24 protein-coding genes are annotated in these 26,622 nt (G+C 56.2%); 15 read left to right on the top strand and 9 right to left on the bottom strand.

Features of this window, described 5'->3' with window-relative positions; genetic code table 11:
* The 3 genes from E3374_RS10795 to E3374_RS10805 form a co-directional block, all read left to right on the top strand.
* Positions 1-1,873, top strand: a 1,873-nt coding sequence (locus E3374_RS10795) for a primase-like DNA-binding domain-containing protein (RefSeq protein ID WP_248299457.1), incomplete at its 5' end; no start/stop codon positions are given.
* Between the two features lie 39 nt (positions 1,874-1,912).
* Positions 1,913-3,928 (top strand): hypothetical protein, encoded by a 2,016-nt coding sequence (locus E3374_RS10800; protein WP_136689097.1) that lies wholly within the window; start codon positions 1,913-1,915, stop codon positions 3,926-3,928.
* A 104-nt stretch (positions 3,929-4,032) separates the two neighbouring features.
* Entirely contained in the window at positions 4,033-4,311 is a 279-nt protein-coding gene (locus E3374_RS10805; protein WP_136689098.1) for a hypothetical protein, read from the top strand.
* Positions 4,312-4,437: 126 nt separating this feature from the next.
* On the opposite strand, the gene E3374_RS10810 is transcribed toward E3374_RS10805, so the two are convergent.
* Both E3374_RS10810 and E3374_RS10815 read right to left on the bottom strand, forming a co-directional pair.
* Complete coding sequence (locus tag E3374_RS10810) at positions 4,438-5,817, bottom strand: hypothetical protein (RefSeq protein ID WP_136689099.1); 1,380 nt, start codon at positions 5,815-5,817, stop codon at positions 4,438-4,440.
* Between the two features lie 130 nt (positions 5,818-5,947).
* A complete protein-coding gene (locus tag E3374_RS10815; protein ID WP_136689100.1) occupies positions 5,948-6,616 on the bottom strand; it encodes a DUF7509 family protein in 669 nt (222 codons plus the stop codon).
* A gap of 110 nt (positions 6,617-6,726) precedes the next feature.
* Here E3374_RS10815 and E3374_RS10820 point away from each other — a divergent pair, with 110 nt between their 5' ends.
* Positions 6,727-7,119 carry a winged helix-turn-helix domain-containing protein gene (locus E3374_RS10820; protein WP_136689101.1) on the top strand — a complete coding sequence of 131 codons (393 nt, stop codon included), beginning with the start codon at positions 6,727-6,729 and terminating at the stop codon, positions 7,117-7,119.
* 379 nt (positions 7,120-7,498) lie between these two features.
* Here the strand turns inward: E3374_RS10820 and E3374_RS10830 are convergent, their stop codons facing one another.
* From E3374_RS10830 to E3374_RS10840, 3 genes are all read right to left on the bottom strand, one after another.
* Positions 7,499-8,161 (bottom strand): hypothetical protein, encoded by a 663-nt coding sequence (locus tag E3374_RS10830; protein ID WP_136689103.1) that lies wholly within the window; start codon positions 8,159-8,161, stop codon positions 7,499-7,501.
* Positions 8,162-8,338: 177 nt separating this feature from the next.
* Positions 8,339-8,632 carry a DUF3006 domain-containing protein gene (locus E3374_RS10835; RefSeq protein ID WP_136689104.1) on the bottom strand — a complete coding sequence of 98 codons (294 nt, stop codon included), beginning with the start codon at positions 8,630-8,632 and terminating at the stop codon, positions 8,339-8,341.
* Positions 8,632-10,122: a lamin tail domain-containing protein gene (locus tag E3374_RS10840; protein WP_136689105.1), complete on the bottom strand. Its 1,491-nt coding sequence runs from the start codon at positions 10,120-10,122 to the stop codon at positions 8,632-8,634. Before E3374_RS10840 ends, E3374_RS10835 begins: the two co-directional genes overlap by 1 nt.
* A gap of 687 nt (positions 10,123-10,809) precedes the next feature.
* On the opposite strand from E3374_RS10840, the gene E3374_RS10845 reads away from it, so the two are divergent.
* The 4 genes from E3374_RS10845 (at position 10,810) to E3374_RS10860 (ending at position 12,731) form a co-directional block, all read left to right on the top strand.
* Complete coding sequence (locus E3374_RS10845) at positions 10,810-11,088, top strand: hypothetical protein (protein ID WP_136689106.1); 279 nt, start codon at positions 10,810-10,812, stop codon at positions 11,086-11,088.
* 292 nt (positions 11,089-11,380) lie between these two features.
* On the top strand, positions 11,381-11,794 hold the full coding sequence (locus E3374_RS10850; protein ID WP_136689107.1) for a hypothetical protein: 414 nt from the start codon (positions 11,381-11,383) through the stop codon (positions 11,792-11,794).
* 155 nt (positions 11,795-11,949) lie between these two features.
* Positions 11,950-12,243, top strand: coding sequence for a UPF0175 family protein (locus tag E3374_RS10855; protein ID WP_136689108.1), 294 nt, complete (start codon positions 11,950-11,952; stop codon positions 12,241-12,243).
* Positions 12,243-12,731, top strand: a complete 489-nt coding sequence (locus E3374_RS10860) for a hypothetical protein (RefSeq protein WP_136689109.1) — start codon at positions 12,243-12,245, stop codon at positions 12,729-12,731. Before E3374_RS10855 ends, E3374_RS10860 begins: the two co-directional genes overlap by 1 nt.
* 431 nt (positions 12,732-13,162) lie before the next feature.
* On the opposite strand, the gene E3374_RS10865 is transcribed toward E3374_RS10860, so the two are convergent.
* Together E3374_RS10865 and E3374_RS10870 are read right to left on the bottom strand one after the other, a co-directional pair.
* Positions 13,163-13,882 (bottom strand): hypothetical protein, encoded by a 720-nt coding sequence (locus E3374_RS10865; protein WP_136689110.1) that lies wholly within the window; start codon positions 13,880-13,882, stop codon positions 13,163-13,165.
* 113 nt (positions 13,883-13,995) lie between these two features.
* Complete coding sequence (locus E3374_RS10870) at positions 13,996-15,693, bottom strand: ATP-binding protein (RefSeq protein WP_169051832.1); 1,698 nt, start codon at positions 15,691-15,693, stop codon at positions 13,996-13,998.
* A gap of 357 nt (positions 15,694-16,050) precedes the next feature.
* On the opposite strand from E3374_RS10870, the gene E3374_RS10875 reads away from it, so the two are divergent.
* The 7 genes from E3374_RS10875 to E3374_RS10915 all read left to right on the top strand — a co-directional run bounded on the left by E3374_RS10875 (position 16,051) and on the right by E3374_RS10915 (position 25,035).
* Positions 16,051-16,743 carry a hypothetical protein gene (locus E3374_RS10875; protein ID WP_136689112.1) on the top strand — a complete coding sequence of 231 codons (693 nt, stop codon included), beginning with the start codon at positions 16,051-16,053 and terminating at the stop codon, positions 16,741-16,743.
* Between the two features lie 1,025 nt (positions 16,744-17,768).
* Positions 17,769-18,629: a DNA-binding protein gene (locus E3374_RS10885; RefSeq protein ID WP_136689114.1), complete on the top strand. Its 861-nt coding sequence runs from the start codon at positions 17,769-17,771 to the stop codon at positions 18,627-18,629.
* A 195-nt stretch (positions 18,630-18,824) separates the two neighbouring features.
* On the top strand, positions 18,825-19,454 hold the full coding sequence (locus tag E3374_RS10890) for a hypothetical protein (RefSeq protein ID WP_136689115.1): 630 nt from the start codon (positions 18,825-18,827) through the stop codon (positions 19,452-19,454).
* Between the two features lie 537 nt (positions 19,455-19,991).
* Entirely contained in the window at positions 19,992-20,990 is a 999-nt protein-coding gene (locus E3374_RS10900; RefSeq protein WP_136689116.1) for a DNA-methyltransferase, read from the top strand.
* A 99-nt stretch (positions 20,991-21,089) separates the two neighbouring features.
* On the top strand, positions 21,090-21,863 hold the full coding sequence (locus E3374_RS10905) for a hypothetical protein (protein ID WP_136689117.1): 774 nt from the start codon (positions 21,090-21,092) through the stop codon (positions 21,861-21,863).
* 65 nt (positions 21,864-21,928) lie between these two features.
* On the top strand, positions 21,929-22,492 hold the full coding sequence (locus E3374_RS10910; RefSeq protein ID WP_282568467.1) for a PaeR7I family type II restriction endonuclease: 564 nt from the start codon (positions 21,929-21,931) through the stop codon (positions 22,490-22,492).
* A 407-nt stretch (positions 22,493-22,899) separates the two neighbouring features.
* Positions 22,900-25,035, top strand: coding sequence for a Piwi domain-containing protein (locus E3374_RS10915; protein WP_169051834.1), 2,136 nt, complete (start codon positions 22,900-22,902; stop codon positions 25,033-25,035).
* On the opposite strand, the gene E3374_RS10920 is transcribed toward E3374_RS10915, so the two are convergent.
* On the bottom strand, positions 25,032-26,105 hold the full coding sequence (locus E3374_RS10920; RefSeq protein WP_136689120.1) for a hypothetical protein: 1,074 nt from the start codon (positions 26,103-26,105) through the stop codon (positions 25,032-25,034). The two genes, E3374_RS10915 and E3374_RS10920, sit on opposite strands and share 4 nt — an antisense overlap.
* Entirely contained in the window at positions 26,098-26,544 is a 447-nt protein-coding gene (locus E3374_RS10925) for a hypothetical protein (protein ID WP_136689121.1), read from the bottom strand. The genes E3374_RS10920 and E3374_RS10925 overlap by 8 nt, the downstream gene beginning before the upstream one ends.
* Between the last annotated feature and the right edge of the window lie 78 nt (positions 26,545-26,622).

Raw genomic sequence — 26,622 nt, forward strand, 5'->3', positions numbered from 1 at the left:
GAAGGAGGCCGGCAACCGCGAGGTCTACCTGAACGTCCTGAACAACATCGGCAGCCCGCTAGTCGGGAAGATCGCTGTCGACGCCGACATCGCCGAAGCACTTTCACACGAGGCGATGGATCCCGTCGAGTTCAAGAATCGGATCAGTTCGCTCCCGCGTGGCGAGTGGATCGCTCAGCTCCCGAGTCCGGAGTTCGGCGAAACCGGCCCCGACCCGTTCAGTATCGAGCCCCTCCCGATTCCGCCCGGTCATTCCGATAGCGAGCAGCCACTGACCGGAGCGCAGGAAGAGCGGTTCCAAGACGCTTTGGAGGCCGTCCACGAACATACCCGTGAGGAGTACGGGGTGGCCGGCGGGACGACTGTGGAAAGCCGTGACGCTGCGACTGACGTCGCTCTGGAGAACGCTGACGACCTACCGTTGGAGGTCGCGATGGCCCGTGCGATTCGCGCCGTCCAGTGGTCGAAGGACGTTCGCGAGACGAACGGCTGGGTATCCGTCGAGGATGTCGACAAGGAACTGCTCTCGCGCATCGAGGAAGGCACCATCGAGACGCAGGGGTATGAGACGCTTCTGGACGTGCGGGAAGCGTCCTCGCTTATCGAGGTGGACCTTCCGGACGGGACATCGTCGGTGCAGTGTCGACTCACAGACGAGGGTGAGCAGGCAGCCAAGGCCGACACGTCGACGTCACCGACCGGTGGGGGCGAACACCACGATTCAGCCCTCGAAACGGTCGAGCGGTCGCTCGCAGCGGTGGGGTTCTCCGTAGAGATCCTCGATCAGAACGGGGAGGCCCGCCCCGACGCTATCGCGACACATTCAGAACTCGACTGGGACCTCCAGGTGGAGGTCGAAACCACCACCCACGTTCGCCCGGCCAAAGTCCTCACGAATCTTCGGAAAGCTCAGGAGCAAGAACGGGTTCCGCTGTTCGTCGTCACAGAGCACGACGATCAACCCGCTTCCGATATTGCTATTCGACTCGCGAAAATTCTCCGAGAGCCGTACAACCAGCTGACCTCCGGGGAGACGCGTCTGTATACGATGGATTACAACGTCACATTCAACGGTGGAGCACATACTCCGGATGGGGTGACAGCAGCTCGTCCAGCAACTGACGACAGTCGTCACACCCGTTGGGTCAAGCGAGATGAGAGCTTCGTACTCGAGGACAGTAGTGGACGGTCCCATGCGCGGGTCGACTCTTTCGAATCAGTGTCCAAAGAACAGCTCCCAGCGACGTACAGTTACGATGCCGCAAGTGGGACGTACACCGTATTCAGACCTGGTGAACTCCCAAAGACCTACGAATCACGCGAGACCTTCGAAGCGGACTGGGTACCTGTCAAACGCCCATTCGTGCCAAGCACCGATCTGTCCCTCCCGGATTATTCGGACAGCTCGTACGCAATCAGCATCATCACCGACGACGAAGAACGTTCAAATCTCCAGTTCTACGTGCCGGCTTCGGACACGATCAAAGACCTCACCGCCCTGATTGAGGCGATCGAAGAGGGGGACCTCCACCCAGCAGGGATAGAACCGGTCGAATCTCCAGACGAGGGAGACGTTGTTCAGGAGGATGAAGAAGACGATCCGTTCGGAATCAGTCCATTCACCCAGGATTGGATCTCCGCATCCGATGACGAAGTGGTCCCAGTCGGTGACGTCTATGAGGCGTACGAGCAGTACGTTGAGTCCACTGGCTACGACGTGAAACCGAAATCCCGATTTACGCAGGCACTCCGTGAACACGTCGAATTCGAGCGTGACAAGAAATGGTTGGATGGGAAAACCCAGCGATGCTACGTCGGTATCGATCTGCGCGATGCCGGCGATCAGGAGGGATCAAGCCTTGCTAGCGAGTAGTCGTTTTGCTCCCGGTCAGGAGGTGCAGGAGCGTACCAGATGACACTCAGCAAGTCAGCCATTCACGAACACTATCGTCGCGCCAAACCCGTCTACAAGGCGCTAGCGACTGTCAGTGACTACCCGACGATCGGCCTGAACGACTTCGTCGGGTGGTACATCAAACGCGATCACGACGACGTCGAGGCGATCAAGTCCGGATTTCCCCAGCGTGGACGGGTTGTCCGCCTCGATCGTGACTACGACGAGATCCACGACCGACTTGAGCGAACGCTCTATGCAGTCACTACATACAAGACACCGACCGCCTTCCAGCGGTGGGAACCCTGTCACTACGACGAATCCGAAGGGACGACCATCTGGCAGGGCGGACCCCCGACCCCCGGGTATGCCGACCTCCGGGCGGTTCCTGCCTGGGGGGATATCGACCTTGCCGACGATATCAAACCGCAACGCGGGGACCTCGATACCGAGACGCGTGAGCTCGTCGAGCGAACGCTCAACGCCTACATCGACGAGTATGCAACGCTCTATGGGATGCGAGACGCGGTGTATGCGCTGGACTCCGTCGGAGGCGCGTACGTCTTCGGAGCCCCGGAGGCCACGCTCCCGATCGTGGATCACTTCGACGACGATCCAGATGCGCTCGAACGGGTATTTGACGAGTTCCTCGACCGCTCGAACGCGTGGCTTCAGGAGGCAGAGGACCGCGTGAACCAGCACGTCGACGGTGCCGGCGACGTCATCCAACCCGACTGGGTGAACAACAAGAACCGCCAGTACAAGCCGCCGCTGTCAGTTCACGCCGACCATGATGCCGTCGTCACGCCTATCGCAACCGACGATGTCCGCTATGATCCCTGTCCGTTCGAGGGCGTCGACGACGCACTCGTCGAGCAAGCGGTCAGCTGGGCCGACGACCTCACGCGGGTCGAGCATACGGACTGCGTCGACTCACTGGTCGCGACGCTCTGGCCGGATCTGTACGAAGACCACGACGGGTGGCTGGCCACGCTGGAGGCATGGATTGAAGCGGAGCGTGAACGAGAACGGGAACGACAGCGGCAGCGTGAAGCAGCGCTCCAGCGACGCGAAGAGCGACTGGCGGAGCTCGGGGGTGCCTTCGAAGGCAATTCCATTACGCCGTTCAAAGAAGACGTCTACGAGGCCGTCGAGAACGTCGACATCACTGAGATCGCTCGCCACTACGCGAGCGATGCCTACGATACGGATCCGAACCAGCCGCGGCCTCAGTTCGACCCGTGCTGGCGCCACAGCGAGAGCGGCCAATCCTGTTTCGTCGACGAGCAGGCCAACACCTTCGGCGATTCGAAGGTGAACGCCGGCGGCGGGCCGGCCAAACTGATGGCCCTCGCAACGGGGATTCTCTCAGACGCCGATGCCGACCTCGATGGCGAGGACTACTGGGCCGCCGTCGACGAACTGCGGAGTGCCGGGTACGACATTCCGGTATGGGTTCCAGAGGCTGGGGCAGACCGTGTCGACGGCGGAACCTATGACCAGATGCCTTTCTGGGCCGTTCGAAAAGCGGCCGTTGCCCTCGAGATCTGTCCTGAAGACGCGTTCGTCGATCGTGAGGGTAAGGATGGGACCTACGAGGGATTTCCCGGCTACGAAACCTACAACGAGACGCTGGCAGCGATCGACTCGATTGGTCTGAAACATGGCCGGAAGCCAGTCACACCTGAAGAAGGTACTAATGATGAGCAATCTGAGACTGGGGCTGAACCAACCGAGGTTTCAGAGGCAACAAGCGACCTAGATCAAGTCCATCTTCGCGAAAAGAATCGACTTCTGTCGGCGAAAGTTGAGCGTCTCGAATCTGATTTGGAAGAGAAATCGGAACGAATCGGCGACCTAGAATCTGAGATTGAGCGGCTTCAGTCAGAACTTGCTCGGGTACGCTCTGAACGCAATCGACTGGAAGATGCTCTCGAAGAACACACGTTTGAGCAGGAACCGAACCAAGAGGAACAAGATAAGGATCAGTTCCCGTTTGACAGGGCGAGACGTTTCGTTCCGTTCGACCGGTAGTTACGGTTTCTAGAGTGTCTTCCTTGTTTGTCCAAACGCTCTTTCGATAATGTGACTTCAAATCTACACTAAATTATAAGATAGAAGAAGCAGTGCTTTTCGGTATGACAAGCGATGCCGATATGTTTGAAGGTGATTTGAAGTCCTTCAAAGAGTTCGTTGATGAAAGAGGTTGTCACTTCTACGTGATACAGTTCGAAGATGGTAGCGGACGGATCTTCAGAAAACAGCCAAGTGAGGACAGCCATTCAATAGCGGAATTCACCCTTCGTGATAGATACGCGAGAGAAGCCATGCGAAGGATTGCGTCAGCTACTGAATTTGAGTTCAACGAAGAATCGAATACGCAACAGAATCTTCGAAATCTGATGATGGACGAGTAAAACGATAGATAGAGGTTTATTTACGAGGAAACCTAGTGTCTTTCACACGGCCACCTGCTTGTCGATCTTCGTATGTGCCATATGCGTGCTTGAGCTGTTTCTCAGAATTTGATTTGTGTCCCCCGTTTACCGACCGATTTGTTCTTGTACTTCGGCTGCAGTCAACGTCCCACTTTCAGCGAAGAAATCCTGCACTCCCGGACCCTCGGCTCCACTCGGCCCTAATGTAAAGTCCGGCTCTCTAAGCCGGGTCTCCAACAGTTCCAGAAGTGCCTCAGCTACGACCAGACGAACTTCCTGTATATCAGTCTCTATTTTTAGTCTTCGAACTGGGTCCGGTCGATCAGCGTCAAACGAGCTTGAGAAGACGGCGAAATAGACGTTTCGGAAACCCTGATCCTGTAAATGGCCCACCTCAGTGTCGATATAGTCACGGAATTGGCGTTCATCGCCTGTTGAGAACCGATATCCCTTTTGACGGGCCTTCGCATCGTAGATGATTGCATAATTGTAGCGGCGAGCCTTCGCGATCCCATCTGGATTGCGACCGCTGCCCTGGCCCCGTTCTTCTACAGTGTATCCGAGCATCTGGAGGCACTTCGCGAGCCGATCTTCGAACAACGTCTCAACCGCCTGTCCCGTTTCGGAGACGATGTCCTGCATCTCGTCGCTATTCCGTGCAAGGTCGGGTAAGACAGAGACAATCGGGGGAATATAGCTGTCAGGTAACGACTGACGTTCCGTCGTACCAATCTGCTTTTCATTCGGTGTCGAATTATCACCAGTATTTTCGCCCGATCTTGCTATTTCATCTCGATTGAGCCAGAAAAGGAACATTCGTTCGATCGTCCACAGGTTAATTTCTCGGTCTGCGTGGTTCTCAAGCACATCACGAATCTCTTCGTTCAGGCGCCAGAAATAGAGGTAGCCCTCGGCTATATCGTCGCTCGGATCCCAGATAGCAAGATCAGATAGCGCCCGGCGAATCGACTTGTAGTAGATAGGGTACGTATCCGGTTCCTGTAACTGCCAGAAGTACGAGAGAAAGTACGGAATGAATCCTGAATTGGGTGCCTTTCGGGCGTCTTCGACGCCAGATTTGACCTCCTCAACATGGACCTTAAGCTGTTGGATCCGATCAGCTGCCTTTTCCTCACTTTCTGGCGCGGGGAGCACTTTACGAAGAAGAACAGCGAGATCAGATTTGCCTTCAGTGTCGACAGAAGAGACAAGCATATTGAAGAACATTTGACCGCTAAAGCCACTGAATCCCCAGAGCTTGTGGCTACTACATTCGCTGTCCATCTCCTGCTTAAACGTCGTCAGATCAGTTTTGCCGTCTAGAAAATCTTGTAACATCTCTCGGCGAACAGGGAGACGATCTTCGCGCTCTTGGTTCATCTCACCGAGCTCGTAGATGTCACCACTATCGCTCGCATATTGGAAATCACTGTCCGCAAAAGCGTCCCAGACTCGAATGATTTGACGCTCGTCGGAAAGGGTCATATTCGCGTAGTCTTAGCCCTAGTTGAAAAGTCAACTGCCGGATATTGAGAAGGGACATTGAAACATCAGGTTATATCGATTTTCCCCTCATCGTGTTTCTTCTCCACATATCCCTCAATCCGATCTGTGATCAATCCCGGCGTTCGAGTGATCCATAGAGTTCCGCGTTCTGAATATGAGTACAGAACTGTGCGCAAAGACGACAGCAGTCTGCAGCGTCAGTGAACGTCCGAACACTGGCGTCCCAGCGTGTATTGACAGCACCGAGCATCGCACTCCGAACTGAGGGTTCCGTCGCGACCATGATTCGTCGCGTGCGTTCGGGTGGGGTCGCCTCAGCGGCGGGTCCCTCCATATCAGCAGTCGAGAAGAGATCCTCGAGGACGCTTCCGATCTCGATCCCGACACCGAGATTATTACCGACCTGTGGGGCGATGAAGATCGTCGCATTGCTTGCCCGCGCAAAGGCGATACTCTGGGTGGCTGCATCCATCTCGTCGAGCGAGATCCCGACATCAATCGCAAGGAAGGCGTTGAAACCGCGTTCACGGAGACAGTCTCGTGTTTCTTCGAGAAGACGGAGGACCTCGTCTTCGGCGTACTCGCCACTCTCCTTGTCCCACGTCGCAAACGACGGCGCGTCAGTTTCGACATCGGCGTCCGCCGGCAACAGAGCGTCGACGTCGAACGTCCGGTACGGCCCCATCACGTAGACGAGAAACTGCTCTCGTCGGACCGGGTCGAGTGCGGCTGAGTCATCCACAGCGCGAGGGAGATTATCGATGATCCGCTGCCGCATTCAGGTCCCGCTTCAACGTATAGCTATATAAATACCCGTGTTTTCAAGAATATTCTAGTCGAGAAAGACTAAGTACGTGGTGGACTAGTATTCGAATGAGGAAGCTCCAGATGTCCGAAACCGATCGTCAGTCGACTGGGGACGTTCGCCGGCCCGAGCCACCGCTACCGGAAGACAGCGGACTGACGCTCGAAGAGTACCTCGCAATGCAACAGGCAATCGGCCATTCGACGCGGTTTCGGATCCTACGCACGCTCGTCGCCAACGACGAACTGAGTGCCGCCGATCTCAAAGACGCGGTCGACGTCGAATCCCACAATTTCCACTACCACTTGGACGAACTCGTCGACGTCGGCCTCGTTGAGAAGCGTCAGCGACGGACTGCTGACAGCCAGGGGTTCTACACGTACTATCGGCCGACAGCGATGGGCCGTGGCATTCTCGAGCACGGCGTCGAAGAGCTCATGCGCCGTGAACGTGAGTTCAACGACGTATATTCTTGACATCCTCCCCGCCTTGAAGGGCGAGGCTTTCTCCTTGACTCATCGTAAGGTGTAGACGAACTCTTTACGGACGGGAGCCGTCGTCCGGCCCATTCCAAGTCGGATCAATCTGATTATGTACCGCGTCCCGGTGTAGTCCTTGCTCAGCTGCGAGCCGGTCGGCGAGCTGTCTGGCGCGCTGGGCGCGTGGGGGCTCGCGTCCACAAAAAGTGATATCGTCCGCGATCACGTCCAAGCCCGCAATAATCAACAGCCAATCCTGTGGGTACAAGTCATCAGTTGATGGCATTGACGTGAGATGGATACGGTTTGGTATTTGAAGGAAGGGGTGTACACTCTCGCGGGGATTTCGCTACTACCGCCGGAAGTGCACCGGATATCAGTCCGCTAGATCGGATACTGAGAGCTCGAGCCACCAGTCGACCGACTGGATATCCTCGGACTCCTCAGATGGCCAGAGACTGAGCGACGATTCGAAGCGGTAGGTCCCTGTAGGGGCGTACCCCTCGACCGCGTAGTCGTCCCAGACATGGTAGGTCGTCGTGATCGCGTCCCCCGCGTCGAACTGCTGACGGCTACATCCAATATCGACGAACGTTCGTGTATCCTCGAGATTGTTTGCCGCTCGCCAGCAGGTCTCGCCGATCTCCGGGATTTCTTCGCGTCGGTAGAGCCAGATCCCGTCCGGCGTACTCCCACCATGCTCTCGGTTAAACGGGTGACAGTACGGCGCGTCAGCGACGTTCGTGTACCGCCCCTCGCCGGTATTCGTGACGCTGACCGACAACAGGGCTGGCCCGTCAGAATCGATTGTGCCTCGCTGGAGTGTCGCCGTGATTTCCAGGCCGGCATCGTCGACGATCGTGCCGGTGTTCGCGATAGAGACACGGCGGGGCTGGGGAACTGTACACTGCGAGGGCGTCAAAGTAGCTGTGAGCGTCTCTGTTGGCCCTGTTGTCGCGCTGTTTTCGGGTGTCGTCGAGCAACCTACAACGGACCCGATCCCGATTCCGAGCGCGGAGAGGAGGTCACGGCGGCGCATAGAGGGACTAGCGGTGGGCAATCAAGTAATGTAACCGAAAAGTGAAATACCTCTTTGACAGACGGCACCTAGTGGTGTTTAGGAGCCGACGAACTCGAGTCTGGGCTTCCCGAGTGCGGGTGCTCGAATTTGTATGCCTGTGACCGCATCAAGAGATAACGCTACCCAGACAAAGTGTCATGGCGAACTCGAGTCGTCCTCACCCGGCGGGCGCTCTGAGAGAGCGTCGAAACGGCGCTGTGCGTGTTCAGATCGTCTTTCAGTGTCGCCTTCCTCGTAGGTGCTGTCACGAATCTCGCCGTCCACAAGATCGATGGTCAGTACCGCATCGACATGGCGACCGTTCTCAGGCAGGCGATCCTCGTCGAGGACGATCTCGTCGACCGTCTCGCCATCGGCTTCGAGCAACAGCACGGCCTGCTCGCCTTCGAAGCGATCGACGACTGCGGTGTAGGTGCCATCGGCCACCATTAGTTGTACGCCTCCTCAAGGACGAGTTCACCACTGTCGTCGTGGACGAAAACGGTATCGCCGCCGTTGTTCCAAATCGGATTTTCAGAGTTCCAGTACAGATCGGTTGCAGTATCGGACCCCGAACCTGTGTGTAGCGTCACCTCAGCACCGGGATCAAGCGAAAACCCGTCGGGGAACGTATAGGTGTGATCAGCCTCGTCTTCGACGGTCCAGCCGGAGAGATCGAGTGCTTCGCCCCCCGTATTCTCGAAGACGACGTACTCGTCGTTGAGGTTCTCCCGCTCGGTTCCCTGCGCGTCTTCGTGAATCTCGGCGATCGCGAGTTCCCCACTTTCGGTGGGTAGCTCGGTCGTAGCTTCCGTGGCCGTCGCCGTTGCGGTCGGCGTTCCACCGTCCGGGATCGCCATAGCGCCGGTGACCGCGACAGTCGTCCGGACTTGGAGAGGTTCGTCGCTCTCGGGAATGATCGCACTCCCGTCGCGAAGGGCCAGCGGCGCCGTCGGAGCCTCGCTTTGGGTGGAGATCGTGAGCGCCGTGCCGTTAGTCGTCACTCGTATCGTTCCGTGGACTCCAGTCCAGTAGGTCGGAATCGAGCGGTCGGCAAGGCGCTGGAGGACAGCCTCGTCGGGATGGCCGTACTGTGAGTCGTAGGCGCTGGAGATAACGGCGATCTGTGGCGCCGTGGTGTCGAGAAAGGCTTCGCCAGTGGAAGAGGCGCTACCGTGATGGCCGGTCGCGAGGACGGTTACGTTAAGCGCTGAACTGTACTCAGATCGGAGGTACTCCTCGCTGGAAGTCTCACCGTCGCCCGGTAACAGGAAGCTCGATTGCCCGAAGCCGAGACGGACGACGAGACTATTCTCGTTCCGATCGCCGTTCGCGAGGAATTCCTTCGGTGGAGCGAGGACCTGAGCGTCGACGTCTTCAAAGGGAATCGTATCGCCGGCGCGAGTCTCGTAGAGCGTGACGTCGTGGGTCTCGATAGCGTCGAGGTAGCGGTCGTATGTCTGTGAAGTTGAGGTGATTCCGGGGTCGTAGACCGCGCCGACGCCTTCGCCTTCGGTTTCGAAGTACTCGATTACGGCCGCGTGCCCTCCGATGTGATCGGCGTCAGCGTGTGAGGTGAGAAGATAATCAATCCGGTCGATATCATGCCGGTGAAGATAGTCAAGAACGATCTCACCGTCGTCACGCCAATCGCCCGAATCGACGAGCATCGTTTCTCCGGTCGGTCCGACGATGAGCGTCGCCGAGCCCTGGCCGACGTTAAGATAGTGGACTGACAACGTTCCATTAGGGCTCGTTGGGGAGGTAGTCGGTGTCTCGATGGGTGTGGTTGAAGTAGTGGTCGTCGCGGTGGAGGTGTCAGTAAGCGTCGTCGCATCAATCGTGGTCTCTGGCGTAGCATCCGTAGTCGTACCACTACAGCCGGCCAACGCCAGTAGAACCGCGACGAGGAAGACGGCGAAGAAACGCCTGCGGGCCATATACATACTGGCAGGGGTCAATGCATAGGTCTGCCGGCCGATCAGTTGGATACGTCTTTGTTTTGTCGCTGGGTTCTGTTCCTGACAGGCACAGCGTTGAAGACAGCTAAGGCCGAGGCTGCTTGATCAATCCGTCCAGGCTGGAAGTGGATATGGAGTGCGTCGCGGTTGATTCCCTGGTTGACCGCAAAGGCTTGCGGCAAGCCCTTTGGTGCGTTCCGCGAATAGGAATTGGATATTCGGGAATCGCGACCTTACGGGACCGTATGTCTCCTAGACACCTCCTCTAGTCCCACTAGACACCAAACCTGAAACGGTCGGACCCGATCTGCAGAATCGCTAGACTGCAGCACTAGACACCCTTCTCTCGAGTGTGTGTTCCCCAGACCGATTCCCAATCGCAGGTGTCAGGTATCGCAATCTTGCGATTTCGGAGCAAATTAGGTCACTAGACAGCAGGAAAATCAACCGATATATGGTGGGGGTGGCGGCCCAAAGGTGAGTTCGCGGCCACCGGGGCCGAGATGCTAGGCCGCAGGCCGAGTAACAGGATCCACCCCGGGAGAATCTCGGTGTGCGGTTGTGTGGAAGAGCACCCGTTCATGAGCAGGTCAATCCGATGGAATACTGTCCGATGATCCCCATGGTGTCGTCCGTCGCGCCAGCACGTGGTCTCCTCCCAGGACCATGAAGGACACCGCTTGCTGGTGTGCCGCGCTCGCGATGCTCGCGCGTTTGCCCAAGGACGGTGCCATCATGGCCCTGGGAGCGACCGGCGGTCCCATGGCGCGACGACACGACCGATCGACGGACGAATTGGCAGAAAGCGCGACGTGCTGGTTCTGCGGACAGACGTTTACGCCGGAGGAGTCACCGTGGCGCATCGACGAAACGCGGTTCCGGTGTCCAGCCTGTAGCAGTGCGACTGACTTTCGAAAGCGCGATCCGGACGCAGACGTAGCGTAGCGGATCGACATTTACGGATTTGTCTGGGGGAAAGCGTACTCATCACCACCACCGCCCACCACCTCCACGGTCCGGGCTGCGCACGGCGCGACGCGCCGTTGCGCTGCCGGGCTTTCGCTACCGATGGCGACATCCCAACGATGCGTAGAATGTCTTTCCATGGCCAATAATGGTGAGCCATGACCGATTGCATACATTCACAGACCGGTGTTCACCACTATAGCGCCGCTGTAATCGACATCCAACGTACTGTACCTACCGTCGTCGATAGGGAGACACGAGCGTGATTCCAATGGAAGTAGATATTGCCATCGAAGATCTCGACCGGATTCCGCATCCCACAGATCGTGACGTAGTCCGAATCACGGAAGGGCGACGAGACGGAACCCCAATCTACCGGCTCGAGTACAGCGACGGACGAATCGTCTGGACGACGTGGGCAGACGCATTCTGTACCGCCTGCGACGACAACGAAGCCTATACGCCTGAACGAGGAACGCCGCCGGGAACCGCTCAACAGAAGCGAGCAGCGGCGAATTGCGAACACGCAGCGATCGCAAGCGAAGCGTTTCATCTCAGAAATCACGTCGACAGCGAGTGTTCGACCTGCGGCGCGTGGGAAGTCACATCTCACAACTATCGACAGGCCGGTCAAGTGATACTGACCGAATACTGGTGTGCTGAATGTGGCGCTCGTCGACGCTGAGGCAGACACGACGTTTCCCCCTGGAACTGATTCGTAGCGTCATCGGTTGGAGACAGAATTCATCAATGACCAGTACGGGCACTCCCCAGCAAGGAACTTATAGAGACGATTCTCCGTTACATCTATTGCGTATCGTAACGTAGTAAATTGTAACGATGAAGACGGTCACCACGCGTATCCCGGAAGACGACGAGGAGACACTCGCCGAACTCGAGGAGGAGATGAGTACCGACCGGTCGGAAGTACTCCGGCGACTCGTCAAACAGGGACTTGCCGACTGGCGCAAAGAACGAGCGCTCGAGCAGCTTCGCGACCACCGCATCACACTCCGAAACGCCGCCGAGCTCGCAGACGTTTCCTACGTCGAAATGCTGACGCTTGCGGCCGAGGAAGGCATCGACATCGGATACACGACTGCTGATCTCGAACGCGACCTCGACCGCATCTAATGGTTGTCGTCGATTCGTCCGCGCTGATCCCGCTCGCGTGGGTCGGCCACTTGGACCTCATCGGATCCGCCTTCGAGGACGTTCGGACGACGAAACCGGTACAGGACGAAGTCCTCACTGAAGGGAAACGTGGGACCGCAGCGCTCGATGACTTTCTTGAAACCGTAGCTGTTCACGAACCGCCGGACGCAGCCGATAACGTAGCGTCACTGGAAGGGATCGCGGTGGCCGACGCGTCGGTAATATTGCTGGCGGAGGACGACGAAGAAATTCTCATCGCCAACGACAAGGGTCTGATCGAAGTGGCCCGGAGCCACGGCGTCGAGTGCTGGTGGGTGACGACGCTGTTGCTTCATTGTACCAAGAACGGTGAGTTGACAGCCAGCGAGGCGACTGACGTGCTGTACGAGCTCGTGGACGAGGGGATGAACCTTCATCCGAAGGTCTACGCGCAGGTACAGCGGAAACTCCGCGAACTGGGTGACTGAATCGAAGGAGACGACTCATCAAAGAGGCGCGACCCGTGCGGTTCCAGTGGGACGATCACCAGTGGTGCCCCGCTGAGGGGACCGCGGTGGTTCCCAACGAATAGCGCACAGACCCGCAAGGTGCCGCCGTGGTGTCATCATGACGCCAGCGAGCGGACGCTCCGTGTCCGCGGAATAGATATCGATCCGCCGGTCGCTCGCTTTTTAGATACATTATCCAGCGTTTGCTGAATATAGAGCATCCATACAGTAAGGCAGCTTCTTTTTGCAGCGACATCTGGATCGTTTGTCTATAACGATTTTGGCCGCCGCGATTTGAGTTATCTTTGCGCACGGCACTCGTATTATTGCGTCCAACTGCTGTCTGTTGGCTCATCTTCGTCCGAAAAGCGGATAGGCGCACTTAGAGAGTGTTTCAGGCTGTAAGAGTATCATAAACAACGGCGGCATTCTAGTAGGTCGGCGATTTCTTCGGGTTTCGGCTTGCTCGTGTCCATCCCTACCGTCTTTAATATCCCTTTTCGGTGTTTTAATCCCTCGCAGTTCTTGAAAGAATGGTAGCATTCTGCTTTGCTGGAATCGACATAATAGACTTGCATTTTATCATTTCCAACTACATCTGGCGGAGGGTCTGGCTCTCTAATCTTCTCCGGGGGCCGGCTTTTTTTACTACCGTTTGATCCATTATTTTCTTTATTTTTCTGTGTTTGCTTAGATTTCTCCCTTCTGCTATCAGCTTTTCTGTCATTTTCTGCGCTGATTGGGATGCTGATATTAATGAACCCAGTCGTAGAGATCTGGCTGCTATTTTTCACTGTCTCAATCACTCCGTTAATGTCTTCAGCACTGTCGATATTTTCCCTACAGATCACTTCATCGATAGATGATAACTCGCCGAGAGGGTATCCCTGGGTTTTTGCTTCCGTTATCTTTGTCTCCCCTCGTAGTGTAGTCTGGTTGTTTGAGACGATCTGTATAAGATCTTCAGTGAGAGCCTGAGGAACCTCGATGTGGATCCCATCTTCAGTCCCGTCGTAATCCGTGTCCGTTGGATAGGAAATAAAGTGCTGAGAGTTATCAGAATATCTGTGTAAAACCACCTCAACAGAATCTCCCACTTCAATCTTGGACAGACGACTATTGACAGACATGTACGGCCACCTTTAGCGGTTTTGCGGTGTATTCATGTCCCAGTCTGTCGGTTGCCTGTCCGGAGGTGAATCGCCATTGTGTAATTTTCACATGGGGTATCATATTTGGAATGTTATGCGAAGGCATTCGGGTGTTCAGTATCGCTGTTTTTGAGGTCTTCAAGCGCTGTCCTAAAGTGACTACGTGTAATCGGGGGGAGTGTCTCGATAGTAGGCGGTGCCTCAGCAAGTGCGAGTTGCAAAGCACGTTCGACAGTTGCTGCAATTTGTGCGCCCGTCAGGTGGTCGTCTACGACATTGGAGAACCACTCTGGAGTCACATCGGTGGCTATCTCTAAGTCTCGGGTGTGAATATTAAAGATGCTTTGTAGACCATTTGCGTCTGGAGGACTGATTTCAAGTGTCGTGCCTAGCCGCCCTGGTCGTGTGACTGCTGGATCAACGGCCTCTGGACGGTTCGTGGCTCCGATGACGACGACGTCTCCGTCTGTTGTGAGGCCATCGAGTTCTGAAAGGAGTGTGCCGACAATACTGTGAACTGCCGAGTGTGACGTGGTTGATCTGTCTCGGGCCAGTGCGTCTATCTCATCGAAAAATATCAAGCTCGGAGCTTCAGTACGGGCGTGCTCGAACAGTTTACGGAGCTTCTTTTCGGATTGGCCGAACCATTTGGTTTTCACTTCAGCACCCTCTACAACGAAAAACGTTCGATCACGCTCATTTGCGAGTGCTTTCGCTAGTCGGGTCTTCCCCGTCCCTGGAGGGCCATACAACAGGATACCAGCAGCGGGGGTGAACGTCGTCGGGCTAAACAGGTCACGGTGACGATGAACCCCAAACAGCTGGTCAAGGCGCTCGATCGTCTGATCCAAGCCCCCGATATCATCGAACGTTACCTCTGGCACCGACGGCTGAAACTGCTCCTCGACCCCTCTTTGGTGCCGACGGCTATTCTCCTTATCAGGACCCTCGGAATCGACCTGCTCAAGGGCTGCCTTCAGATGCCGTTTTTCGATATGCGCTGGTTGCTCAGTTACTTGCTGTGCGAGGACTGCTGCTCGCTTTGTGATTGCCTCGCATTCAGATTGAGTAAGTGTGGCAGACTGTTCTAAGACCTCCCCAACCTGATCTCTGGTCAGACGAGTCGTAACAGAGCCACGCTCGGCGAGCTGGTTCAGCTCAGCAACGATGAACTCCCGTTGACGCTCCGTGTCTGGGAGAGGGACTGACACTCGGAGTTCTGCGGCCTCTGCCGAAAGGAGCCTTCCTCGTCGGTGTCCTCCTGGCCCCTGTTCGTAGATATGGGAGTAGAGAATAGCGACACGGGCGTTTGAATTTGCGACGGTGTTGAGGGCATCTGAAAGACGAGCGCAATCAGCTCCTTTCAGTGCTTCAGGTCCGATATACAACGCAACGGGTGCCAAGTCTAGGAGAGCGTCAGCAAATGCCCGCCAGTCTTGTCTCTGAAGATCTCTTCGCCTCCTCGGGAACTCTCTTAATGCGAATCCTTCAGACGACAGTGTTCCGAGCGCCGCCCGTGCGAGTTGGTCTGGAGCAGCGCCATCCTCACCCTCGAAAAGCAGGGTTTGTATGCGTACTGGCGTCTCAGGATCGGTGAGCGACCGTATCGCAGTCTGTTTAATCTTCTCTACCCGCTCACTGTGTCCGTGGACATCCCCAAGAGTCCGTGACGGAACATCACGCTCAATGAGGAATTCTTGCCACTGTTCTCGCGCATGAGATAATGACTGTTCACTGTCTGATTTACTCTTCTGGGAATCCGTTTCCGTGTCTATGTCTTGGTTACTCACCGTTTTCCCTCCGTCACATATCAACGGGGTGGGGGCTTATCGCAGTCCCGAAAATCGTCGTTATATGCGAACCCATCCGTCTTTAGCTAATACTCATAGTAATACTACTCAGCCACGATTTTCGCCCAGATCTCGTCTATAGACTCGCTGAATCGCCCGAAACGCCGTTTCACAGCGTCGTTTATCGACTAATTTCAGCATGAACAGCGTCTCACCAGTTGGAACCGACCTTGAAATACTGTTGGTAATAATATCTCTTCTAATAATAACCATCAGGCTTAGCTAAAGACGAATGTATGCGAACCTTAAGTGCCAACCATAGAAGAATATACACCTCAAGCGGACATAATCAGAGCTGTGCCAGATATTGAGCCACTCGAGACACCCAAGGGATTCCTCACAGAGCAGATGCGGAGCTATCTTGCTGACCCAGAAGATTTCGTTGCTGAGCATGGCAAACAGAAATCTGCCGACGTACGGAATCGTATCCGGAATGCCCGAGAAGCAGCCATCAAGCAACTAGAATTGCTCGACAATCGTACGGAGGAGTGGACTCGCCAGCAGCCGCAAGTACAATCGTTTCCTGATCCAGAGCCGCATGTTGACATCATCCCATGTCACCGGCCGCTTCCAGACGATCATGCAGTGGATTTTGCGATTCATGAAGACACTCTCCGAGCACTTGAAGGAACTCAGCGCAGGCTCAGCGAACTTGCAGTCAACTTTTTTGTTGACCAAATAGATCGTAACCAGATCCCTGACGAATATAATTCAAAGTCCGAATATCGGGAGCATCTCCAGGAAAATCGACAAGATCTTCGAACACTATACGACGCAGAGAAACGCCCTGCTTACGAGATATTTCGTGGTAATGACTTCGCAACTATTGACGATGTCATTCGTCTTGGATTGCAGTTTGTAGTGTCACCAGAAGACTATCAGGAGTTCGAAAACGAGAAATATGCGTTGTTACCCGGGATCAACCAAGATATTCGGTACGAACTGATAAAAGCATACGCAGAGTCGCTTGATAAGTCATACCTTCGATAGTATGTGATATAAATTATATGATGATACACAAAGCACTGAATATAGGGGCCAGGGGAGCGTCAGTATAGAGTCAAGGAGTGAATCCGCTACTCATCTTCTGCAGTGGTCTCTTCGGCGTCTCGACCGGAATTATAGGGATTTTGTCATATATCGGGGCGGACACCATGACGACGACGGGCATTAACCCGCTTGATGAGGATGGTTCACACATTTCGTTTGACGTCTGTCAAGTCGACAGTACTATCGGCAACTACGGGCTCCTCATACTTGGCGGGATAGCAGCACTGCTCGCGTTCTACCTTGGTCGAAGCGTGAATCCTGTATTGCGGGTGTAAACGGCAGACGATATCACCTCAGTGTCATCTCAAGTGTGAACTTGTGAATTTCAGGCTATTTTTTCACCGGTCTCAGATTGGATAGTTCTCGATTGCCGTGCAACCTACAGAACTTGCACTGAGCGATTCTATCCATCCGTAGTTTGAGAAAATTGTCGTGCAAGACTCGCGCGCTGTATTCAGCACGCGGTTTCTGTCAGCTTTCGTGGACTTCAGCACGAAATAGCGGTTCTGATAAGGGAGCACACCGAGGGATGTCCTCTTTGGCTACGTAACGGCCCGCCCCGCTCGCCGCGTTCCGCCCTTCGCGTCGCTCGCGACCGACCATTCCGGGCGTGCGGCTCCCTCGCGTGCGCTCGGTCGCCGTTCCGGGCTAAAATGGATGTGCCCTCGCGCCAGCACCAAGCGCGCTTTCGGTTACGTCTCCCTCGCTCCCGGTGGTCGCTCGGTCGACGGACACGAAACCGGCTTGAGTGCTGGCCGCTCGCTCCGGGCGGGTCGGCGCGCGGTGCTGGTTGGGGTCGCCGCACACGGGCGCGCTCTCGCTCGCGCCCGGTAGGGCGCTCGCGAAGGCGCGAGCGAGAGCACGCAGTCGGTGCTATCGGACGTCGACATCGTCGGAAAACCGCGATGCTTGGGACATCGCGGTGGCAGCGCGCGAGCGCCTTCAGTGGTATCTGGAGGATACCAATGTCTAGTAACAACTCGAGTCGCAAGGTCGTTACGGTCGATGAACAAGCATTCGAACGAACCGAAGACGCCGGCGTCGACGAGGACGGGTTCGAAGTCGTCGACGACCAGCCGGAGCTCAGAGCCACGGTCCAACAGGAAACACAGGCGAAGGTGGATTCCAACCATCCAGATGGCATCGTCCAGGACTTCTCGCACCTGCCCCTCGCCCAGGAAGAGAAAATTCGCGCCCGGGAGGCCGAACTGGAGCACATCAGTGCCCAGGCAGAATTGAGGACCCAGGAGGGACGCGCCCAGCGGACTCGCAAGGTCGTCACCGAACGGCGGCAGCGCAAGCGAGAGCGACAAGTCATCGAACAGACGGATCCACGGGAATACCTCACTCGGGCGGAACTAGCGAAAGTAAATCAAGAAGCGGAGCGGATCGCACACCGGCTTCGCACCGATCACCGTCGACCCTTCATCTCCAAGGCACTCGCAACGCGGGTCGCGAAAGGCCAGGACCTCACCGAAGCAGTGTTCGACACGATAGACGCCCTCAAGGCGAGCGCTGGGACCATCTGTCCGATCGAGGACGTCCCGGACGTGCCGACCGACGAGGTGAGCATTGAAGGCGAAATCGTCACACTGTGGCGACCGAGCAGTAGCGCCATCAGTCAAGTCGGACTAATCGCCGACGAAACTGGGAAAATCAAGGTCACCATTTGGGAGGCGAGCGACCAGCCGGGCATCAAAGAGGGCGATCAGGTCAAGATCAGGCAGGCACAAAAGAACTGGTACCAGGGGCGGTGTAGCCTCGCACTGACCTACGACAGTATAATCATCTTCCCGGAACGCGACGACCGCTGGTGGAAAGCGTAGGAGGCGACGCCCCCTCTTTTCTGATGAGTGCCGGACCGGCCCAGGCCCCGCCGCCCCACCCACCGCTCCGTGCTCGCTCCCTGCGGTCACTGCGCGCGCAGCCACAACCTTGCTCAGTCGTGGCGGGAGCGATGAAACCCCTGCAATCTGATAGCGACGGTTGTGTTTCTGTGCGCCAGCGAGGGGTGCAGCGAGATGTCAACCAACTCAACCGCCTACCACGATCTCGATGCGTGGTTCGCCGGCTTCTTCGAAGGCGAAGGCTGTATCCGTATCTCGATTGCCGATCGAGAGCGGTACAGTACCGGTTTCGAACTTGCACCAATGGTACGAATTGCCCACGAACAGCTGACTGGACTGCTCGACGCAGACGGCTGGATCGGCGTGACTGTCCGTCCCGAAGACGGATACAAAGTAAACCATCGACCTCAACCGCAGGTAGAAATCAGTCAGTCGTCACAGGATCGCCTGATGGACGCCCTCTGTGCGTACTGTGACGCTCGCGATATCAACTGCTTTGTGACGACGCTTGAATACGACGACGATAGAGCTGACCAATACGTGTGGGGTGTCCAGGGGATTAGCACGACACGAGAACTCCTGGCCCCGCTTCGCGATCAGTTCATCGTCAAACGCGAGCAGGTCGATCTCTTCCTCGATGAGATCATCCCACGATTGGAGGATGGCGTCCACCACGACAAGGAGGGGTTCCTTGAGGTGATGCACTACGTCGACCGCTTCAACGCGTACAAAGGCGGGAGTCGCGGCAAATACACGCTCGACTACTTCGAGGACCTCTGGGAGATGGAATACACTCTCGAGTAGCCGGATCGCGCGGTATTTCCACGGGAGAAGCAGATCGGGGATACCTCTTTTTTAGTGAGTGCCGGACCAGCCCAAGCCCCACCGCCCCACCCTCCGCTCCCGGCCTCCCTTCGGTCGGCCGGCAGCCACAACCGGAGTCACAGCTTTGGGAGTAGTAGACCGAGGAGCAGGCCCGCTGTCGCGACGGAGTCTGTTTATTTGCCCCTTGGAGGGGCGGAGGGCACACCAGAACGTGTCCCCAAGTATCAATGTCTGAGAACCGTACTCTCACGGCCTGGAAGCGGCTTCGCATTCACCTCCGCGAAGCCCGCCGCACGACCGACTCGCCGATCGTGGAAGCACAGTTAGAGGCTGCGCTGGACGCCTGGGACGACCTGACTCCGACACCCTTGCGGGAGTGTCCCGTCTGTGGAAAGGTCGGACTCCCAGAGCGGATTCGCAATCACGACTGTACGCAGTCGCTGCGGCAGGAGTACCGTAACCAAGCAGTCCCAAACTCAAACACTATAAACGATGGCGCTACCAAACCAAGACAAGATGGCTGATTCAACGGATCTTCGCGAGCATATTCCCGATTCCTGTCGTGACCTGCTCGAACTGTCCGATCAAGAGCTCAAGTCGGAAATCCCGGCACTGGCACGCGACAAAGGGCGGATGAGCGAGGTCGAACAGGCGGTCAAATCGCTGCCGAGTCACCACGATCTCTATCACGGTGATGCGCGCGACCTCTCGATGATTGACGACGAGTCCGTTCATCTCGCAGTCACCTCGCCGCCGTATTTCAACCTGAAGGACTACAACATCGAGAACGGCGGTGGGTCGGAGGGACAACTCGGGGACATCGACGATTACGAGCAGTTCAACGAACTCGTCGACGAGGTCTGGGAGAACGTCTACGAGAAGCTCGTCCCCGGCGGGCGGCTCTGTGTGGTCGTCGGGGACGTCCTCCGCTCCCGGAGCGACCACGGGCGGCATCGTGTCCTACCATTGCACGCGACGATTCAGGAACACGCCACCGACATAGGCTTCGACAACCTCGCGCCCGTCATCTGGTACAAGATCGGGAACGCGAGTCTCGAGGCTGGTGGCAACGCCCGATTCCTCGGCAAGCCCTATGAGCCGGGGGCAGTCATCAAAAACGACATCGAGTATATCCTGCTGTTCCGCAAGCCCGGCGGCTACCGGAGTCCGGATATCGCAGAGCGAATTCTGTCCACCATCGAAGCCGACACCCACCAGAAGATGTTCCGGCAGCTGTGGGACGACATCAAAGGTGAGCGCCAGACGGACCATCCGGCTCCGTATCCCGCCGAACTGGCCGAGCGACTGATTCGGATGTTCTCGTTCGTCGGCGATACGGTGCTCGATCCGTTCGCCGGGACCGGGAGCACTGCCGTCGCAGCGAGTCGCTGTGGCCGCAACTCGATCAGCGTCGAACTCGAGACAGAATACGTCGATATCGCGGAAGAGCGGATTCAGGCAGAGCGGGGAACACTCACGAACTACGAAAATCTGACCGTCGACGTGACGCGGTAGAGAGCAAACGTTTCAGAAGCCGGCCCGCGGTTTGCGACGTCCTCGCGAGCGTTCCGATGTGCTACTTTTTATATAGTAGCCTCAAGAACCCGCTAGGTAATGTCGGAGCATCGATATGGTGATGAACGAATTGTTGACTGGCTGAATCAGGAGCGGGACTGGAGTTATCCGCGAAACGTCCCCTATCATCCTCGCAGCGATTCCCACGGCGGCGCGCAGTGTCGGTATTTTGTCGATGATCTCCTCTATGAGAGCGACGCGATTCGGGAGGCGGCCGCCGCCGGCGAACTCGTGTATCAAGAAGACTACGAAGTCGGGGAGGGCGGCCTCTCGTGGAACACCGACCTCGTGATCGGCCCGCCGGCCGACAGCGTTCAAGTATCCCTCGATGGCGACCGCGAGATGGCGCAGGCCGATCCCGCCGAGATCTATCTCGCGGCCGATGCCAAGTCGATCATGACCGAACACCAGAAGGCCCGGCGCAACCGCCAGCGGGACATCAACTCCTTCGCGGATATTATGCATCACCACCACGAGAAAGCGCTGACGGCGGGTATTTTGCTGGTGAACCTCGCCGAGCAATTCGACTCCCCGCTGCGTGACCCCGATGACATCACCGACCACGTTCACATCGAGCGCATCGTCGGCGAGATCATCCAGATGTTCGACTCGATCAATCGGAGCGAAGGCGAGATCAGTGCCAATCTCGACGGTGCCGGTGTCGTCGTGGTTCGGCATTCTAATCTCATCGACGATATCGGAGATACTGAGTTGGTGACGGAGCCGCCGGCCCCACAGCCTGATGATCGGATACATTACCGCACGCTTGTTCAGCAGATGGCTGACTGGATGGAAACCCGGTTTCTGTCATGACGTCGGTGCCACCTGTTTCAGATGTGGAAATCGCGGACGCGGTCGAGTGTTTCTGGCAGGAGCGGATGTCAAGGGCGGAGGACCGGGCAGATATAGACCATGCGCAGGAGGGCCGGCGTAAAGAGGTGACGAGCGGTGGACACATGGCCGAGTTTGAGGGGCTGCTGTATGATCTGCTCGTGGATGCTGGGTTGCCTGAATCCGCAATTCACACGGGAAAGTCCGCGGAGTTACCGGGATATTACCGGCCATCAAAGGAATGGGACCTGGTCGTGCTGCAGGGGGGTAATCCGGTGGCGGCGATCGAGTTCAAGTCGCAGACCAGTTCGTTCAGAAACAACTGGAATGATCGGGTCGAAGAGGTTGTTGGCAGTGCAACTGATTTCCGGACAGCAATGGAAATTGGAGTGCTTGATTCACCGGTACGACCATGGCTAGGGTACGTGTATTTGATGGATGAGCAAGGGACGCTGGAGGGTAATTCGATTTCGGCGACGGATGCAGGGATGGCAGACGCCTTTGTCGGTGCTTCGTATGCTGACCGATGTGAGGAACTGTGTCTGCGGTTGCTGGATAATGATATATTGATGGGGCGTCGTTTTTGTTGTCGGGAGAAGAGGCCGGGCTAGATGGTGCGTATCGGACGCCGCATGATCGGTTGAAGTTTGAGCGGTTTGCTGCGTCACTCGTAGGGCACGTGGGGCAGTTTCTTGATGAGTATGGACAGCGGCAGGCCGAATTGGGGAACTATTGATCTGGACTGAGGTAGACTGGTCGAATGACAGCAGTGCTGTTCCATGGCCGTTCTCGTGGTCTTCTCGTTCTATGAGGTGCTACTCGGTTCGATCTGGAAGTAGGGCGAAGGCTTGCCGACGAGAACATCCACTACAAACGGTATTCGGGGGACGTTGGGGATAGTTCGACCGGGATAACTGGACACATTAGCAACATCAAAGAAACATTACCTGCCACCCCCTTATTTCGGATGGAATACACAACCGGTATGGTTTTGAAAGTGGGCGAACAGCCTAAAACGATGACTGGTCACCTGAATGCATTCCCCGTCGATGTCTCTCAAATGGACATCGGCATCTACGACATCTCTCCCCAACCAACAACACCGGCCTGGAACCGCCTAGACCAGCTCGAGAACGATGTCTCTTCTGGCACGGACGGGATCGGTGTCCGGTACCATGACGGGGACTCGTGGAGAATCGTAGCCTGCGGTGACCCCGACCCCCCGGCACAGATCAAGGATACCGACAGCAATCTGACGCTCACAGAATCAACTGTGTGGACGCCCGGGACAGACGGCGACCCTGAGGTGATGGCGAAAGCCCTTGAAACCGGGCTCAAAGAATACCTGACTACCTACCGCGACTACTGGGACGATGACTACAACCGAGTGTACCAGTACACTCCGTACGCATCGCAAGGGAGCTACAATATGCATCTTGGGTACAAGCTCTCTGTCGAGTATGGTGATGGGTTCCAACTCTTCCTCGATCCGACGTTCAAATTTTTCTCCGAGAAATCGTTGAAGGAGTGGATCGACCAGGTCGGGATTGAACGGGTGCAGGAACAGTTCACCGGCGAGAAGTTCATCATGTTCAGCTCACGGACGAGCTACGCCACACTCGAAACCGTGTACGAGGACCGGACCGTGATGGACGAATCTGTGTACGGCTCGACGATATACGAGCTCAACGCCGATTCTCCGGCTCCCCAGGCCGAAAACGTCGAAGAAACGGATCCGCTATGCGGTGTCACCTACCTGAATAACCCGAAGGAATACACCGTATCGCCGGCCCTGCTCTACAAGACCCCCGGGAACAGCGACGCATTAAACGACACCGCGATAATCACTCCGACCGAACGCCGGGATGAGATCCGGTCACTCGCCGAGGACGTATCGTACATCCAAGTCGGCAGCCAGCAATTTAGCGTGGGTGACACAGAGCTATCTGGAGAAATTACCCGGTTCTCATACCCGTCTCTGATGTTCGGTAACGGCCACGTATTCGATCCGCAGACGCTGGGCGACCTTCCGGACAAATGGGAATGGGAAAGCGAGATACAACAATTGCTTGACGAGCATGGCCCGTACAAACGTGTGCGGGGCGAACGGCATATCGCGTTCGCGTATCCGGACAGTTATCCGGAAACAGCCGAGAAAACGTACCGGGATATCCAGGAACATCTGCAGCAGTATGCACAGATCACAGCACCCGGTCCAGTTGGTCCGATTGAGCACACGGATCGCCGGATCTGGGACAAGTGGGTGAACCAACAGGGAGACCAGATTGACGGCCTGCTGGCTGCGTTATCCGAGAAGTCCAATGACCGGTATTATTCGCTGGTCAATGATGTCGCTGGGGCACCTGTCCAACACCTCACACCATCCGCCTTGGAGGATTACCGAGATAGCAGCCTATTCAACGTCGCGATGGGGCTTGCGGCCAAGATGGGTGTCCGACCATTTGTCCTCGCCGAACCGCTGCATACCGACATTGTAATCGGGTTCGACGTAAACGGGTTCGATCAAAACTCAATCGGAGCCGTCACCCATGACGGGGACACTGGTGAAGTAATCACCCAAACGACGAGCGGATTCAGTGCAGGTTCGAGTACGGCTGCACCGGAGTTCGAGACGAAGTCAGCTCTCCGAAACCAAATCGCAGATGCTGTGGAGGAGAAAGGCTCGGTGTCCTCGATTATTATCCAGCGAGGCGGGATATTGAAAAACACCGAAGAAGCAGCAGTCCGGGAGTTGATCCCAGAACTTGTCGACGAGGGGATGCTGCCCGAAGATGTTCAGTGGGGCGTAGTCGAGGTAAATTCGGATACCCCGCACCGGATCTTCGACCAGAACTATGATCTCCAGGCACCGACCGGAGCCTATACGACGATTGGTGACGAGACCGGTCTCGTGGTGAACGGCGGACATCCGTACGTGTGGCAGGGCACGCCTCGTGCCACGAGCTGTACGCTTGTGGCCGCAAACAGTGACTGGGACATCACGGCATTGACGCATGACGTTTTCCGGCTGTCCTTCCTGAACTGGGGGTCGCCGGGAAGTGTGAATATGCGTTCACCAATATCGACCGACCTGGCGACAGAACTCGCAAAGATGTTCGAAAAGTGTAACGAGATCCAGTATCTCCCGTTCTAGACCGTTTCGAGAAGGTTTCTGTTGGCTCGCGCTCGTAGAGTGACTGTGTCGGCCGTGTCAGTTTCCGGCTGTGTTATTGCATCAGCGAGTTCCCCGGTGTCGGGCGTGAAGAATTGTTTGGTGTCCTCGGTAATCGCGTCGAGGAATCGGTCATTCCACCAGTCGGTATATTCCGGAGTTCGCTTGGCAGACAGCTGATCGAGGTGGTCTCCGAAGTCAGCGGTTTCCTTCTCAGCGAGTCGGTGGAGTTCTTCAGGGAACTCGTCGGCCAACGTGTTCATAACGTGCCGGTAACGGAGAGCGTCCGGCGGATGTTTCTGCTTCACCTGTCTGGCAGGGAGTTTATACGGATTATCGGAGAAAAGACGCCGGGTAAGACTAACCACGTATGCAGGACCGAACGTCAGCGTGCCGATTGTATCACAGTACAGCTCTTCGTACCAGTAACTGAGGGCATTCGTAACCGTTTTTTCGCGGTCATCGAATTCACTGGCGATCCGTCTTCTCTCCTGGTTGACGGTGTCTGGGAGAGCGTAGCTCTCCCGGTAATCCCTGGTGACGTGCGCAATCTCGTGGGCAATCAACGGGGCGAACTCGTTGAACGATGCTGTGGAGATGTTGCGTGGGAGCCAGAGTCCATACACCGCTTCCGGGATGAACGTGACGAGTGCTGTCTGGTTCCAGCAGATAGGAATGATATCGAAGTCGACGCCTAGCGGGTGGCAGAGTTCGTCGACGACCGTACGGACGTTGTCAAATACCGCTGTCTTATCCGATTCCTGGGCAGTATGGAGTTCGTAGTAGGAGATGATCTTCTCGATCTTCTGAAGGTTACTGTGGGCGTCCCAGAGGTCGCTGCAGATCTCTTCGTAGAAATCGCTGGTGTCACCGGAGAGTGTGGCGAGGGTTTCGATGTCGAATCGAATCTCGTTGAGTAGTGTGTCGAAATCTGCAAGTAATGGGTCGAAGACGTTGTCCGGGGTGGGAACGCCGTCGGCTGCGAGACGCTCGTCTATGCAGTCTCGTCGGGTTTCCAAGTCGGATAGTTTTTCGTCGACAGTCTCAGGCAAAGTTCCCTCTTAGTGCCTGCTTGTTCTCTTCGACGGTCTCGTTGGCGACGTCCCGTATATCCTCCAACCTGTTTTTGAGCCTGTCAAGCTCGGTGTCCGACAACGCATGTGATGGCTGGGTGCTGTCCTGAAGCGACTGGAGGGAGGAGATGATGTTCTGCAGGTCCGGGCGAATAGTATCATCAGAGTCACGCCAAGCGTTTTTTACGCCATTATATAGGGGTTGGAGTTCTTCGTCGGTGTAGTAGGGATCGTGAGAGATCTCGAGTAGACGGTTGATGATCTCGTCTGCGTCTTTCAACTGTTGCTGAATGCTGTCCCTGCCATACCGGTCGACAGCGTCGTGTCGGATGATAGAGATGGCTTTGAGGGCCTTGTTGAGACTACGGCTGAGGTCCGTGTAAGTCTCTTTTTCGTGCTGGACCCTCCAGAGGCTCATAACGAAAGTGTACTCTAGCGTTTTACTTATAACTTGTGAGAACTCCAAAACTTCGATTGGTCGGATCTATAAGGCCTG

It is taken from the genome of Halorhabdus amylolytica (assembly GCF_004944975.1).
GTDB classification, from domain to species: Archaea; Halobacteriota; Halobacteria; order Halobacteriales; family Haloarculaceae; genus Halorhabdus; species Halorhabdus amylolytica.

Bases quoted from the DNA above. Each gene is read 5' to 3' on its own strand.
- E3374_RS10800 (WP_136689097.1), top strand. From the start codon at position 1,913: ATGACACTCAGCAAGTCAGCCATTCACGAACACTATCGTCGCGCCAAA.
- E3374_RS10805 (WP_136689098.1), top strand. From the start codon at position 4,033: ATGACAAGCGATGCCGATATGTTTGAAGGTGATTTGAAGTCCTTCAAA.
- E3374_RS10810 (WP_136689099.1), bottom strand. From the start codon at position 5,817: ATGACCCTTTCCGACGAGCGTCAAATCATTCGAGTCTGGGACGCTTTT.
- E3374_RS10815 (WP_136689100.1), bottom strand. From the start codon at position 6,616: ATGCGGCAGCGGATCATCGATAATCTCCCTCGCGCTGTGGATGACTCA.
- E3374_RS10820 (WP_136689101.1), top strand. From the start codon at position 6,727: ATGTCCGAAACCGATCGTCAGTCGACTGGGGACGTTCGCCGGCCCGAG.
- E3374_RS10830 (WP_136689103.1), bottom strand. From the start codon at position 8,161: ATGCGCCGCCGTGACCTCCTCTCCGCGCTCGGAATCGGGATCGGGTCC.
- E3374_RS10835 (WP_136689104.1), bottom strand. From the start codon at position 8,632: ATGGTGGCCGATGGCACCTACACCGCAGTCGTCGATCGCTTCGAAGGC.
- E3374_RS10840 (WP_136689105.1), bottom strand. From the start codon at position 10,122: ATGGCCCGCAGGCGTTTCTTCGCCGTCTTCCTCGTCGCGGTTCTACTG.
- E3374_RS10845 (WP_136689106.1), top strand. From the start codon at position 10,810: ATGAAGGACACCGCTTGCTGGTGTGCCGCGCTCGCGATGCTCGCGCGT.
- E3374_RS10850 (WP_136689107.1), top strand. From the start codon at position 11,381: ATGGAAGTAGATATTGCCATCGAAGATCTCGACCGGATTCCGCATCCC.
- E3374_RS10855 (WP_136689108.1), top strand. From the start codon at position 11,950: ATGAAGACGGTCACCACGCGTATCCCGGAAGACGACGAGGAGACACTC.
- E3374_RS10860 (WP_136689109.1), top strand. From the start codon at position 12,243: ATGGTTGTCGTCGATTCGTCCGCGCTGATCCCGCTCGCGTGGGTCGGC.
- E3374_RS10865 (WP_136689110.1), bottom strand. From the start codon at position 13,882: ATGTCTGTCAATAGTCGTCTGTCCAAGATTGAAGTGGGAGATTCTGTT.
- E3374_RS10885 (WP_136689114.1), top strand. From the start codon at position 17,769: ATGTCTAGTAACAACTCGAGTCGCAAGGTCGTTACGGTCGATGAACAA.
- E3374_RS10890 (WP_136689115.1), top strand. From the start codon at position 18,825: ATGTCAACCAACTCAACCGCCTACCACGATCTCGATGCGTGGTTCGCC.
- E3374_RS10900 (WP_136689116.1), top strand. From the start codon at position 19,992: ATGGCTGATTCAACGGATCTTCGCGAGCATATTCCCGATTCCTGTCGT.
- E3374_RS10905 (WP_136689117.1), top strand. From the start codon at position 21,090: ATGTCGGAGCATCGATATGGTGATGAACGAATTGTTGACTGGCTGAAT.
- E3374_RS10910 (WP_282568467.1), top strand. From the start codon at position 21,929: ATGTCAAGGGCGGAGGACCGGGCAGATATAGACCATGCGCAGGAGGGC.
- E3374_RS10915 (WP_169051834.1), top strand. From the start codon at position 22,900: ATGACTGGTCACCTGAATGCATTCCCCGTCGATGTCTCTCAAATGGAC.
- E3374_RS10925 (WP_136689121.1), bottom strand. From the start codon at position 26,544: ATGAGCCTCTGGAGGGTCCAGCACGAAAAAGAGACTTACACGGACCTC.